The 13,214-nt window shown below is 48.4% G+C and carries 15 protein-coding genes; 1 reads left to right on the forward strand and 14 read right to left on the reverse strand.

From position 1 onward, the window contains the following. Window positions 1-23: 23 nt before the first annotated feature. Window positions 24-485: a hypothetical protein gene (locus DHAF_RS17020; protein ID WP_005811083.1), complete on the reverse strand. Its 462-nt coding sequence runs from the start codon at window positions 483-485 to the stop codon at window positions 24-26. Window positions 486-757: 272 nt separating this feature from the next. On the opposite strand from DHAF_RS17020, the gene DHAF_RS17025 reads away from it, so the two are divergent. Then, a complete protein-coding gene (locus DHAF_RS17025) occupies window positions 758-1,270 on the forward strand; it encodes a hypothetical protein (RefSeq protein WP_005811081.1) in 513 nt (170 codons plus the stop codon). Window positions 1,271-1,287: 17 nt separating this feature from the next. Here DHAF_RS17025 and DHAF_RS17030 read toward each other — a convergent pair whose 3' ends face one another. From DHAF_RS17030 to DHAF_RS17090, 13 genes are all read right to left on the reverse strand, one after another. Continuing rightward, window positions 1,288-2,061: a pseudouridine synthase gene (locus DHAF_RS17030; protein ID WP_011460221.1), complete on the reverse strand. Its 774-nt coding sequence runs from the start codon at window positions 2,059-2,061 to the stop codon at window positions 1,288-1,290. A 17-nt stretch (window positions 2,062-2,078) separates the two neighbouring features. Beyond that, on the reverse strand, window positions 2,079-3,494 hold the full coding sequence (locus DHAF_RS17035; protein ID WP_011460222.1) for an ArnT family glycosyltransferase: 1,416 nt from the start codon (window positions 3,492-3,494) through the stop codon (window positions 2,079-2,081). Next, entirely contained in the window at window positions 3,464-4,255 is a 792-nt protein-coding gene (locus DHAF_RS17040; RefSeq protein ID WP_005811075.1) for a glycosyltransferase family 2 protein, read from the reverse strand. The genes DHAF_RS17035 and DHAF_RS17040 overlap by 31 nt, the downstream gene beginning before the upstream one ends. Window positions 4,256-4,297: 42 nt before the next feature. Next, window positions 4,298-4,837 carry a spore maturation protein gene (locus DHAF_RS17045; RefSeq protein ID WP_005811073.1) on the reverse strand — a complete coding sequence of 180 codons (540 nt, stop codon included), beginning with the start codon at window positions 4,835-4,837 and terminating at the stop codon, window positions 4,298-4,300. Continuing rightward, window positions 4,834-5,415 carry a nucleoside recognition domain-containing protein gene (locus DHAF_RS17050; protein WP_005811072.1) on the reverse strand — a complete coding sequence of 194 codons (582 nt, stop codon included), beginning with the start codon at window positions 5,413-5,415 and terminating at the stop codon, window positions 4,834-4,836. Before DHAF_RS17050 ends, DHAF_RS17045 begins: the two co-directional genes overlap by 4 nt. Before the next feature lie 280 nt (window positions 5,416-5,695). Then, window positions 5,696-6,193 carry a hypothetical protein gene (locus DHAF_RS17055; RefSeq protein WP_015944594.1) on the reverse strand — a complete coding sequence of 166 codons (498 nt, stop codon included), beginning with the start codon at window positions 6,191-6,193 and terminating at the stop codon, window positions 5,696-5,698. Between the two features lie 30 nt (window positions 6,194-6,223). Further along, a complete protein-coding gene (locus DHAF_RS17060; protein ID WP_015944595.1) occupies window positions 6,224-7,258 on the reverse strand; it encodes a 2-hydroxyacid dehydrogenase in 1,035 nt (344 codons plus the stop codon). A gap of 111 nt (window positions 7,259-7,369) precedes the next feature. After that, the gene (locus DHAF_RS17065) at window positions 7,370-8,695 is read right to left on the reverse strand and encodes an SLC13 family permease (RefSeq protein ID WP_015944596.1); all 1,326 of its coding nucleotides are present in this window, start codon (window positions 8,693-8,695) and stop codon (window positions 7,370-7,372) included. Between the two features lie 36 nt (window positions 8,696-8,731). Continuing rightward, entirely contained in the window at window positions 8,732-9,910 is a 1,179-nt protein-coding gene (locus tag DHAF_RS17070) for a M24 family metallopeptidase (protein WP_015944597.1), read from the reverse strand. Window positions 9,911-10,304: 394 nt separating this feature from the next. Next, entirely contained in the window at window positions 10,305-11,066 is a 762-nt protein-coding gene (locus DHAF_RS24775; protein WP_015944598.1) for a class II aldolase/adducin family protein, read from the reverse strand. 70 nt (window positions 11,067-11,136) lie between these two features. Further along, a complete protein-coding gene (locus DHAF_RS17080) occupies window positions 11,137-11,751 on the reverse strand; it encodes a LuxR C-terminal-related transcriptional regulator (protein ID WP_015944599.1) in 615 nt (204 codons plus the stop codon). A 246-nt stretch (window positions 11,752-11,997) separates the two neighbouring features. After that, window positions 11,998-12,447 carry a GerW family sporulation protein gene (gene ytfJ / locus DHAF_RS17085; protein ID WP_011460223.1) on the reverse strand — a complete coding sequence of 150 codons (450 nt, stop codon included), beginning with the start codon at window positions 12,445-12,447 and terminating at the stop codon, window positions 11,998-12,000. 98 nt (window positions 12,448-12,545) lie between these two features. Then, window positions 12,546-13,214, reverse strand: a complete 669-nt coding sequence (locus tag DHAF_RS17090) for a DUF2953 domain-containing protein (RefSeq protein WP_005811069.1) — start codon at window positions 13,212-13,214, stop codon at window positions 12,546-12,548.

The following is a 13,214-nucleotide window of genomic DNA, read 5'->3' on the forward strand; positions in this document are numbered from 1 at the left end:
CCAGTCCTCAACTGGGTTTTAATTTACTGAAAGCGCAATTCTGCTTTTTTAACTTCCTCCTGGATAGACTGGCTTACCCGAAAGAAAAGCCTTTCCACATCCAGCCGGTGAATCTGCAGGTTCTCCGGGCTGAGAAATTCAATTTTACGGAATTCCGGTTTGATCGTGAAGGGGAGCAGATCATCCAGGTTCTCCAGCCTTAGTGTTAAGATGACAGGGGCGTAGGCCACCTCACGTTTGCGCCGGCCATCGGATTCAGTGACGGTATACAAATCAAGGCTCACGTCGATGTCTTCAAGGAATATTCCCTGCATGGGTACATTTCTCAGTAAGGCGACTTCCTGCTCACGGACCTGTTCAGCTATTTCTTCCTGGGTTTTCCCTCCGAATATAAAACGCCCGCTCTTCCCTTCTCCACGAAAATCCAAACGGATTCTGGCCCGGATATGTTCTGTCAGCACTTCATTTCCAATACGAATTTTCATTCTTCATCTCCCTGCCACACTTAGTCATGTTCTATTAATCAATCTTTTAATAAATATACTAACGCCTAAACCCCTGATGGTGTCCATTCGCTGTTCTTGAACTATCAAGTTTACCTCTTTATTCGGCAAGGTTTCGCATTCTCCTTCTCCTCTTCGTGTGAAGCAGGCTGTTTACATTAAATTAACCTGACTGACTTTCCGCAGGGGTTGAATCCCCTGAATGAAGTCCCGTTCAATGGATATACTAACAAAAATCATGAAGGGGGATAAAAATGAGCAGAACGATTCTTGCTGTATTTAAAGGGCCCCAGCAAACCAAAGAAGCCGTAGAAGAAATCCAAGGGGAATCCTTAGCCAACAGCAATATTTCGGTTATTGTCCGGGCCGGTTATCTTCATCAAGGTGATGTCAAAGAAGAGATTGCCAACGAGCTGGCTTTTGTACCGCCGGAAATTAATTTTGACCGTTTTAACGCTTGGTTGGTTCAAGCTCCGCCTATGGATATTCCCAATCTGGGGGAATGTGTGGCAGCCGGCCCCCTGGCCAATGACCTTCTCCACCGTCCCCATGGGCAAGGCTTAGTGGAAGCTTTGTTAAGCTATGGCCTCAGTCCTGAGCGCGCCCGTCATTATGAATATGAGGTAAGAACAGGACATTTTCTTGTCCTGATCACCACCGAGCAGGAAAAGGTCAATTCTGTGGCCAATGCCCTGCAAAAATTTGGCGGGCGGGACATTGAAAAATGGAATAAGTCCCTTGATCACGCCTTGCATATGCCCCATTAGCGCCTCTGCCCCATGAGCTAAGTAAGCTTTACCGCCCGGCGCAAATGTTGGATTTCCGTTTTGGACAGGGTGCGGAATGCCCCCGGTGCCAGAGACGGGTCCAACTCCAAGGGGCCAAAACGCAGCCGCTTTAAGGTGCTTAATGGAAAACCTACGGCTTTAAACATTCGTCGTACCTGACGATTCCGCCCCTCATGAATGGTAATCTCATAGGTTGGCAGAGAGCCCCGGCCCTTTGGAGAAACTTCTCTGATACGGGCTGGGGCTGTTTTGCCATCTTCCAGAAGAACTCCTTTTTCCAAACGCTTTAAGGCTTGTTCCGGTATCTTCTCCCCCACCTCTACCCGGTAGGTCTTTTCCACACCATAGGAAGGATGCATTAAACGGTGGGCTAAATCCCCATCGTTGGTGAGAAGAAGCAGTCCTGAGGTATCATAATCCAAGCGGCCCACCGGATAGACTCTCCGGGGGATTTTTGGCATGAGTTCCATCACGGTTTTTCTGCCTTGGGGATCGGTAACACTGGTGATATACCCGGTGGGTTTGTGCAATAGATAATAGGCATAGTCATTCTGAGGAATGGAAAGGAGCCGGCCGTCCACGACGATCCGATCCGTGGACACGACCTTAGTTCCCAAGGTCCGGATGACTTCTCCGTTAACTTTAACCCTCCCCTGGAGGATGATCTCTTCAGCATGCCGGCGGGAGGCGATCCCGGCCTGGGCCAAGACCTTTTGCAAACGTTCTTCCTGCCTTGGCCTACCCCGTTCATTATTTCTGTTCAAATCCAATCGCTCCTAAAAGCTTATTATTTCCCGTTCAATTGATATACGCCGGGGCCGACCTGAGCGTAAGCACTTTCTACTCGTTCCCAAAAATCCTCCCCCCGGGAGTCGGGAAGAGCAACCAAATAATCCCCGGGCATCTCCTGCAAATCCTCCCAGGCTTGTGAGTCATCACGGATTAGGCGATAGCCATAGCGTTGGGAATAATATAAGGTCATGGGCTGAGGACCGCTTAAAACCAACACACTATCGGCTTCTGTGTGTTGACGAAGCCACTGAGCCTGGGTAAGAAGCTCCTCATTCCATTGATATTTCGACCCATAATATAAGGTTTGGTTTACCCAAAGCAATCCAATCAAGACTATTCCCACCACAAAAGCAGGAACTCCATTCCCTTCCCTATTCCCGCCCCAGACATCCAGGGCATATCCAGCCAATAGCACGATCGGCAAGGCTAAGGGAATCAGATAATAATCCAGAGGAATCCTCAGGCAGATGACCACCAGATAGACACTGCTGATCCCGGCCCATAACAGCAGAGCAAGATGCCCTTCTTTTTGGAAAGCTTTCTTTTGAACTATCAGGGCTATTCCCATTAAGGCCAAGAGCAGCGGCAAACCCAATCCGGATTTTAAGTTTTTATAAAGAATTTCCCCATAGCCTGTGGAGCCTTCTATAACCTGATGGGACAGGATCCCCGAGACAAATTGACTGGCCTCCCCCGCCCCGAAATGAACCCAGCTATAGTATAGCATAGGAAGAACTAAAGATAAAAAGCTGTAGACGAGCAGTTTCCCGATCTTTCTCCGCAACGGATAAAAGCCCAGCAGCAAGGCCACCGGAAAAATCATCAATTGGGGCAGCTTAGCCAAAACCGCCCCCGCCATCAGAATTGAAGCCCCCAGCAAATGCCTCCGGGTCGGCTTGTTCCGCCAGGACACTATGGCGACTAAAGCCCAGATACTGAAGGCCTGAGCCACAGGCTCCGGCATAACTACCCTGCCATAGTAAGTGGTTAAAGGCAGGAAGGCATAAAAAGCTGCAGCCCATAAGCCTGCTCTCCCGGATAAAGCCAGCCTGCCAAATTGATAGATTCCGCCGATGGTAAGCAGGGAGAAGCAAATTCCCCATAATCTCCCCCATAGATCCTGCCAGCCTAACCAGGTCCAAGTCCAGGCCAGAAGGTAGGGAAAGAATGGGAACTCCAGTTCCACAGGCTGGGGGCCTGCTCCATCATAATTAAGCATAGGAAAAAGGACATCAGGGAAATCCCCCAGATGTCCCAGCATATTCAAAGCCATACTTGCTGTATCTGCCTGCCGCCAGCCCTGATCATCCAGATAGGGATTGGTGACTCCTTTTAAGCGCAGCACCGCTCCCACAATCAAAATAAGAACTAAGATGCCATTTACTCGCCTACCCATTCCACCCAACCCCATTTTTCCTTCTTTAAGCGCAGGATTAAAGCAAAATAGCCCATAATCGTGGCTAAGATTTTCATTTTGCTTTTTCCTTGTTTCTTCTCATAATGTAAGTCGAAAGGAATCTCCCGAATCTCCCCACAATAGTTGGCTACCTTCACTAAAAGCTCCACCATTCCGGCAAAGCTGCGACTTTCAATGAGCTCTTCCCCATAGATTATGTAAGCGCTCTCTAAGACTGAAGCCCGATAAGCCCGGTACCCGCAGGAATAGTCCCTCAGTCCCTCCACAGGAAAAAACACGGTCATGACTTGCCCTGCTCCCCAGGAGAGAACCTGCCGCAGTGGGTTCAGACCGTATTGCTTGCCGCCGGGAGCATAGCGCGAGGCCACGACCAGATCCGCCCCTTGCTGAATCAGCTCCGCCATAAGCGGAATGCGTTCCGCCGGATGAGTATTATCGGCATCCATCGTCAGGATAACATCATCATGCCCTATCCATTCACCGGACTGTTCCCCTAACATTCTCCTCTGGGCAAAGACATGCTTAAACCCTGTCATCAAGCTGCCCCCCAGCCCTTTGTTCCGGGTATGGGACAGAACCTGAACCGCCGGGTTGCTCAGGGCATAATCCCGGGCAATCTCCAGGGTATGATCCGTGCTGGCGTCATTGACGACAATAATTTGCAGGGGAATCCCCTGACAGGCCTTGCTTATATCATCAAGGAGCGGTTGCAGACCTGCCTCCTCATTGTAAGCGGGCAACACAACAAAAAGCATACTAAGGCCTCCTTATCCTCCTTAGTATGCTCATGAACCGCTTTAATAAAACATCCTATGGACAATCCACAGAGAAGCGATCAGTCCGATCAGATCCGCCATGAGGCCCAGCTTCAAAGCATAGCGGTATTTTTTGATTCCTACCGAACCGAAATAGACGGTCAGGACAAAAAAGGTGGTGTCCGTACTCCCCTGCAGTGTGGAGGCTAAACGGCCAATGAAGGAGTCCGGTCCATACTGATTGATCAATTGAGTCGCCACTCCCAAAGCTCCTGAACCACTTAGGGGGCGCATGACCGCCAGAGGTATAATCGCCGTGAGCTCGGAATCCAGGCCAAAGATCGTAAAGATGGGCTGCAATAATCCGGCCAGAATCTCTAAGGCACCTGAATCCACAAAAATACGGATGGAGACCAGCATCCCCACCAGAAAAGGCAGAATTTTGATGGCCGTTTTAAAGCCCTCTTCCGCTCCTGTGACGAAAGATTCATACACAGGTACTCCGCGCAGAAAAGCAATTAAAGGGATAAACAAAAGCAGCAAAGGAATGGCCCAACGGGAGATTTCTGCAATAAAGCTCATGGTCTTGACCTCCGCCGAATCAGATAATCCACCAGGATGGCGATCGTCATGGCACACCCTGTAGCAAAAATTGTCGGACCGATAATCTCCGTGGGATGAACCGATTGGGCCTTCAGCCGCACTGCTATGATGGTGGCCGGAATCAAGGTAATACAGGAGGTATTTAAAGCAAGAAAGGTGATCATAGCCGGGCTGGCCGTATCCGGGTTAGGGTTCTCCTTTTGCAGCTCCTGCATGGCCTTCAGCCCAAAAGGTGTGGCAGCATTCCCCAATCCCAGAACATTGGCGCTCAGGTTTAAAATGATCGCCCCCAGGGCTGGGCTGTCTTCCCTAATGGTCGGAAAAAGCCGGCGAATCACCGGTCCAAAAAAACGGGCCAAGGCTCTTACAAAGCCTGCTTCCTCTGCCAGCTTCATGAGTCCCAGCCAAAGGCTCATGACCCCAATCAGGCCAAAAGCTGTCTCCACACCCAATTCTGCCGCTTTCATCGCTGATTCTGTGACCGTGTCTATCCTCCCATTCAGGGCAGCCACGATAATGCCCGTAACCAGCATAAACAACCAGATGGCATTGACCATGTCCTCCCCTCCCTAAGTCCATATCTATGTGGTCATGAAGGGATTTAGACCTTGAATCAAGATGAATCAAAGGGACAGGTCCCGTTTTTCACATGTGCTGCACAACCTACCCTCGGGCGTAATCTCCTGAAGCCAACCTACACGGCTAGCTTTTCCTTTGTAGTATGATTTAGTTTATATTCAATCAGCGATATCTTCCAAGATATCAGGCACATCTATGTGAATCGATCAACAGGGATTTCAGAATTCCAGCCTTGCTGTAGTGACTTGCTACGACTCGTCAGTCGATGATCATAATTTCCTGGGGGAATTGATGCAGACGTTCCGGACCATTTGCAGTGACCAGAAAATTATCGGTAACGGATATATAGGCACCATTCCTGGCTAACGTAGGATGGATGGCAATGTTCTTCATATGCAGTACAGCCTGAGCATCCCTGGTGTTGAGTTCTTCCACATAAGTCGGGAAGATGGGCACTCCCAGCCGGGTCTTCACTCCCCTGCAGCCCCAGGCCGGAGTTTGGGCAGGATTATACCCTCCGCCATTAGCGATCAGGGTCATTTCATCATCGTATGGAAAAACGACCGTTACCGGATTTGACAGACTGCCGATATCCGTAAAATAGCGAACCATGCCGCTGCGGTATTGATGGTCGTTTTGCATGACCAGAATATCCACGTTCTCTGCTTTCATGGCGGCCCTTACCAAAGCCCAGCGGCGCTCAAGCTCCTCATCCGAGATCGGGAACCGCATTTTATCCCGTTCGAAGGTATACATAGACCGGCTCCTTTCCTTTGTTATTGGTTCTCAGGCCAGCGTGGCCAAGCGCTCGCGCCACCGCTGTTCCGTCTGAGGATTGACGCAGTACAGCGGCAGCTCACCTTTGAGAATCCTGGTGATATTTTCTACCCCTATATCGGCAAAGGCCAGTTGATTTTCCAGGGTGTGACCGATTAAATGGGGGGTCAGAATCAGATTGCCGAATTCCCGGAGCGGACTGTCCAGAGGCAGGGGCTCTACCTTAAAGGTATCCAAAGCCGCCCCGGCAATCCGCTTTTCCCGTAAAGCCCGGCAAAGGGCATCTTCATCAACAATCTGGCCTCTGGAGGTATTGATAAAGTAGGCGGTTGGTTTCATCTTGCTCAGGAATTGATCATTGACCAGGTCCCGTGTCTCCTCGTTGACCGGCAGAAACACATTAACCAGATCGCTTTCCCTCAGCAGGGTGTCCAGGTCGGTTATCTGAGCATAGGCTGGGATTGCTTCCACCTTAACATAGGGGTCATATACCAAAATACGGAGATCAAAATTCTGCAGCCGCTCAATATAGGCCCTGCCAATACGGCCAAAGCCGATCACACCCACCGTCTTTTGCCAAAGCAAACGGGCCCAGTGCTGGGATTCCACCGGCTTGGGCAGGTTCTTCTGCACAATTTCCATGGATTTGTTCGGGTTATACATCAGCATCAGGGTCAGCAGAACATTGGCCTCAGCCATTCCGATATAATTTTCCGGACACGCCCCATTGCCGACAATAATGCCCAGTTCATTGGCTGTCTTCATGTCCAGACTATCTGTGCCGATGGTCGGGCAGACCAGACCCTTCAGTTTTCGTGCGCAACGGATCAGTTCTGCCGGACAGACAGAACGGGAACTGAACAAAGCTACCTCCACATCTGCGAAGTACTTTTCATATTCCTCCGGAGAAATGACCAGCTTTTTCCCCTTAATGGTCTTGGGTCCGCGGATTACACGGATACCGCATTCACTCAGCCTGGCACTGATATTATCCATGGTCTCCTGCAGATCATAATCATCCGAGATATAAACGGTATGGGCCATACAGTTTTCCTGCCTTTCCTGCCCAGCCGGTAACCCGGCAGGGCGGAGTCATTTCCGTCCCGCCGGGTATGACCGGGGACATCATCCAATATTTTCAGTCCGCTATGTTTTTTACAGATGCAGGGTACCCCACAGGCCAATCATGCCAACGGCACCTGCAACAGCCAACAAGGCCATGGTGATAACCGCCATGATAAACATATTGTTAAACATCATACTGTTGTCATAAACCTCATCCGGGCAGCTGGACAACAGCAGGCCGCCTGCGGTAGACAGAGGGCTCATGGCCGTCGTTGCGGAGCCAATGATAATGGCAGCCATAATTGCCACCGGATTAAGGCCAAGGTTAGGAGCAACGACGCCGGCGATGGGCAGAAGCAAGGGGTAAACAACGCTCAAGGAGCTGGAGAACAGGCTCAGGCCGCCTGCAATCAGGAGGAAGGAAACCAGAACCATGCCGGTCGGAATATGCTCAGCCAGTTCGCCCAAGTACTTATTCACACCCAGCGTAGCGCCCAAACCAAGCAGGATGCCCATGCCCCACAGCATAGCCAGTGTATTCCAGGGAATTCTTTTCTTCAAAACAGCTTTGTCATCCCCGATATTCATCAGCATATTGACGACTGCGCCAACGATACAAACAGGAGCGACGCTGCTGAAACGGTTGATTGTGGTCAGGAATGAACCGCCAATCATTTTCGTCAGAACAGGCACAACAACAATCAGGAAGAATGCACCCAGGATGATCACAAGGCTCTTCTTTTGTATCGGAGTGGCCGCTGCGGGTTCTTCCATTTCCGCTTGGCCGCTCAGCTTGTGGCCCTTAAAGACAAAATAGTAAATTAGGATAATGACCAAATATATTGCAAAGGCTGAGAAGAAGGTTCCCCAGCTGATGGTGTTGGCTACATGCGCCCACTTACCATCGTTCATGGTCTCAATAATCGCCTTGGCCGTAGAGCCATGGAGAGACCAGGGCAGAAAGGAACCGGCCATGGAACCCAACATAGCGCAGACACCGACATGCTGACCCTTCATGCCGATGGACTTCCCAACGGGAAATGCAACCGCCGCAGTGAATACCACCATATCGCAGCCGCCCAGGGCAGCCAGCAGGATACCCAGAAGATAGAAGGCAAAGGGAATCAGCTTCGGAGTATTGCGGAATTTCCATAGAAACTTATTTGCCAGGTACTGAATCGTACCGTTTTCAGCAAAGAATCCAAAGAACAGAGTAACGGAGAAAATCGTCAGGACCACAGTGGTTGGGAATGCACCCGGAAGATCCTTCCACTTCAGGTCTGTCAACAATCCCAACAAGACAGCAAAAGCCAGGCCGAGAACACCAATATTGACCTTTTTTACGAAGGCAATAACAATAGCAGCCACGAAAAAAGCACCCAAAAGTAATGATATGGAAGGAATAGAAGTGACCATACATATCCTCCTTTATTAATCCATTGACTTTTCAGATTAGACTCGAAAAATGCCTCTCGGTGTCTGATTCACACGGACAGCTCCCTCTTTGGTGATGATGTAATTATCCGTATTGAAAGCCCACATATGGCTGTTTTCCATGGCTGGGTGAATGGAAATGAACATATTCTCCTGGAGCAGCATATTTTCATCATAAGCGTAGAGGGGGCGCTGGGTTAAGTCGAGACCCTGGCTATGACCGAAAAATCTGTCTTCCAGCTTATAGCCGTGTTCTTTCTGATAATCATGCAAGATCTCCATCAGCTTGGCAGCGGGAACCCCCGGCCGGGCTGCTGCAGCCAGAATGTCCTGAACTTCCATGGAGTGTTTGTTCAGTTCGATCATTTCTTCATCCGGCTCACTTAAGGACCACATCCTGGACAGCTCACCATAGTAGCCGCCGGCAACGCTGACTTCAACCAGCAGATCAATATAGTCGTTCTCCTGAATGACTTTATTCTGAAAGAAGTAATGCTGATGATGGGCCATGGGATTTCCGGCGCCGATCATAATATTCAGACCTTCGCAATCCAGATCCGTGGCAATCTTCTGGATTTCGTTGGTCAGATCTTTTTCTCTCTTGCCGGGGCGCACCAAAACAGGCAGCGCAGCATAAATCTGATCGTGGACCTTGCAGACATAGCGGCAGATTTCCAGTTCTTCTTCCGACTTAACAGCCATAATTTCATCCAGCATGTCATCCACCTGTACCAATTCAACACCGGGAATGTTATCCGCAATCGTCCTGACAAAATCATAAGGAAGCATCCCCGTACGATAAAGGCCGATGCGCTTCATATTGCGCTTCTTTACATACTTGACAACTTCGTCGAAAATATGAGGCAGGGTAAAACCGGCGATACCCGCATAGGGGTAGCCAAAGTTAACATCCACTCTGTAGGCTAATTCCTTGGGAATCGTCGTACTGTTAACATGGCCATGGCCAAAGAGGGCAAGACCGCCTTCATCCGGCATAATAGCATACAAGCCATTGGTGCCGCCGGTGGGAAAGTCAACGAAATAGCGGATGGCACCACACTGGCGGATATAGCTGCCATAAAGCAGAATCCCTTCGATTCCTTTTTCCTTCATCTTTGCCTGGACCGCCCCATGGCGGCGGTCAAATTCCTTGTGGCTGGTTGGAGAAACAATTTTTGCGTAACGGTTGAGCTGCATACTGGGCACTTCCTCTCTGATTGATATTTCACCTTGAAAAACATTGGCTGGTCATGACAAAATAGATTGGGATCAGCCGGTTGCAACAGCTAATCCGGCTGCCGGCGCTGAACAAGCACTCCTTTCTTACTTTTTCATGCTATTTTTCTTCCATCCTGTCCAACTCCTGATTGTTTGTTATTGTTGTAACTTATTATATTTTCTTAAAACTCACCGGACAATTGTACAGTAAGTGTATAATCGTACTATATGAACTAGTACATTCATACCGTTTCACATTGATTTATGCGAAATCACTAATCATAAGCAAAAGGATAAAACAAAAAGACGTTCCCATCATAGAAACGTCTCAACCTGCAGGCAAAAGCCTAATTTTACCCAAACAACAGGATTCTCACCAATATAAGTCCGGCATATTGCGTCTGACTCTTTGTAAGCAATACTTCCAAATCCGCTCTGCGACACCTTCCAATAAAATTTCTTTAGCGGATCTTAAGGCCGCCTCAGCATCAATATAGACCGGTTCTCCGATCAAGCTCGACTTGTAAAATGCTATGGCGTTTTTCCGGAGGAATATGCAAGCCGCCACCAGATGGATCGGAGAATCATCAACCAAAATTGCGCCGTGATTTTTGATGAATACTGCCCGCCGGTTTCCCAGCGCTTCCAGCAGATTAGAATACTCTTCCTTTTGCAGCATACAGCTTTCCCAATCTTGTTCCCGTTTCATAGTATGAATTCCCTCAACAAACATACATGCCTCATGAATGATTGGGCGCATGGGCGTATCCGTGCAGACATAAGGCAGCCAGTCGTCACAGTGACTGTGGCAAATGGCATTGACCTCCGGTCTGGCTGCAAAAATCACCGCATGACTGCCCACTTCTCTGTACAATGACTTCTTTTTTTCAGAAACGATATTCCCTTCCAAATCAATTTCCAGAATATCATCTCTGGTCACATCTCCCGGAAAACTGCGGCAGGCCTGAAAAAAGGTATCTCCCTTAACCGGATTGCGCACACTGATATGTCCCAATACATCCAGAATTCCCTCATTGGCCAGAATCCGATTGACAATGATACATTGCTCCATCGCTTCTTTTTCCGTCTTTGGATAAAGATTGAATTCTTCTCCTACAGAATGATGATCTATCATAATGGTATTTACCTCCATAATGTATTTACCTTCAGTTTATAAAAAATCTATCTATCCGAATTTGCAGCGTTTAATCCTCCTGACTCTCCGGGATTCGATAGCGGCTGGAAATATTGAGCTTGTGCATAATACTGCTGACATGGTTCCTCGCCGTATTGGTTGAGATGGAAAGCTGCTTGGCAATTTCTTTGTTGGTATATCCTTTGCGCATCATCTGATAGATAATTTTTTCACGAGCTGTTAAATCATCTGCACTGTTCTTTTTCACGAGCCTTTCAAACAACAGAGAACCCAGTGCTTCGCTTAGCCTATACTTTCCTTCCATCACTTCGTGCAGATACACTTCGAATTTGTCAAATGCCATTGACTTGGAAAAATACCCGTTGATATGTTGTTGAGTAGCATCCAATATGCTGTCCGCATCGTCGAAATCCGTCAGCAATACAATTTTAATTCCTGGCTTATGGGCTCGGATTTCTTTGACAAAAGCATATTGGGCCTCTCCTCCCACAAACGGGTTCATTATATACAAATTTGCTTCATATTGATGGATTGCCTTTATGCCTTCTTCGACTGTATTATAGCCAACAACAGAGGATACCCAAGAAAGCTGATACAACATTCTGCAAAGTCCTTCACGGAACAACCGTTTCTCGTCCACCACGATGATTCGTGCGTCTATCACGGTCTTTCCTCCCATCCCTACCAACAGTCGGTATTAATTATAGCATTAAATTTCACATATTTCATTCAACTTCATAAAAGGCCTGTTCAAAATCGACAACGTCGCCGATTTTAAACAGGCCCAACCGTATTGGGTTTAGCTCAGCCGAAAAAACGGCAAGGTTGCTTAAATCACCTTACCGTTTTTTAATTCCTGCCAATAAGTTTTACTTCAGAACCACAGATCAACTAAAAATCAATTCTTACCTTAGTGTTCTCCCACGATAATGATATCTTCCTTGGTTACCTGATCGCTGGGTTTATCCTTCTTCACCATATTAGATATCTTATCCATTAAATTTGGAATCTCATCAAACAGACGATCGATCACCACATTGTGATCAATGGGCAACAGGCGTATCTGACCGTGTCCCACCACCAGGAATCCTACCGGCTGCACCGACACCCCAGCACCGCTGCCGCCGCCAAAGGGGAAAGCGGCCGCTTGATCTTTTTTATCTCCTTCGTCCCGGTCCCCTTCAGGAGGTGCAAACTCACTCCCACCTGCGGCAAATCCGCAGCACACCCGGGAAACAGGGATAATTACCGAACCGTCCGAGGACTCTACCGGGTCGCCGACAATCGTATTCACATCAACCATGGCTTGAATACTTTCCATAGCACTTTTCATTAAAGCTTCAATGGGATGATTCCCCATAGCTATCCACCCCTTTAAACTTAATCATTGATAATAACAATATGGTCTTTTTTCGCCAAAACTATGCATTAAAGTTTTTCTAAGCGCTGCGACGCACCCTATTTTCTGATTCTGCGCCAGATCAGCCTGGCCAGTTCAGCTCCCACCAACAGGATATGGCCAATTCGCAAATTGAAGCTGCTTTGAATATCGCAGCGAAAACCCGGCTTCTTAAACTGAGGCACCACCATAATCCGCGGTTCCTGAACATCCATGGTCACCTGGTTATACATTCTTCCCATAGAATAGCCAAGCATTGCCCAGAAACTCCCTGATACCAAAGCCGTCACCGCAGGATTTTCATGGCCATATTCGATCTTCCAATCATACTCTGTGCAATGGATTCCCCGATAAAATTTCTTTTTAAGACGGGTAAAGGCGATCAGCAAGGAAGGAATATTGGGAAAGAGCTCATAGAAAAAACTCTTCTTGAAGTAACGCATTTTCAATTGCTGGACAGCCTTCCTGGTTTCACCCGTAGGGGCCTGTGCTTCCTGTTCCGCCGCAATTTTAGGGCCTTCTTCCCATTCCAGCTTAATCGTCGGAATACTGAGCCGAAACTTCCAGAAACCGCCCAGAGCGGAAAGATGAATTTCCAGATCGTCATTTTCCTCAATGCGGGAATAACGAAAATCCAAGGATGCTTTGATCCACAGGATCATCATTAACCAAATGAACATCGCCACCAGAAGAGCGAGAATCTGCACCATTATCCCCCCGAACGCCAT

It is taken from the genome of Desulfitobacterium hafniense DCB-2, assembly GCF_000021925.1.
Classification (GTDB): Bacteria; Bacillota; Desulfitobacteriia; order Desulfitobacteriales; family Desulfitobacteriaceae; genus Desulfitobacterium; species Desulfitobacterium hafniense.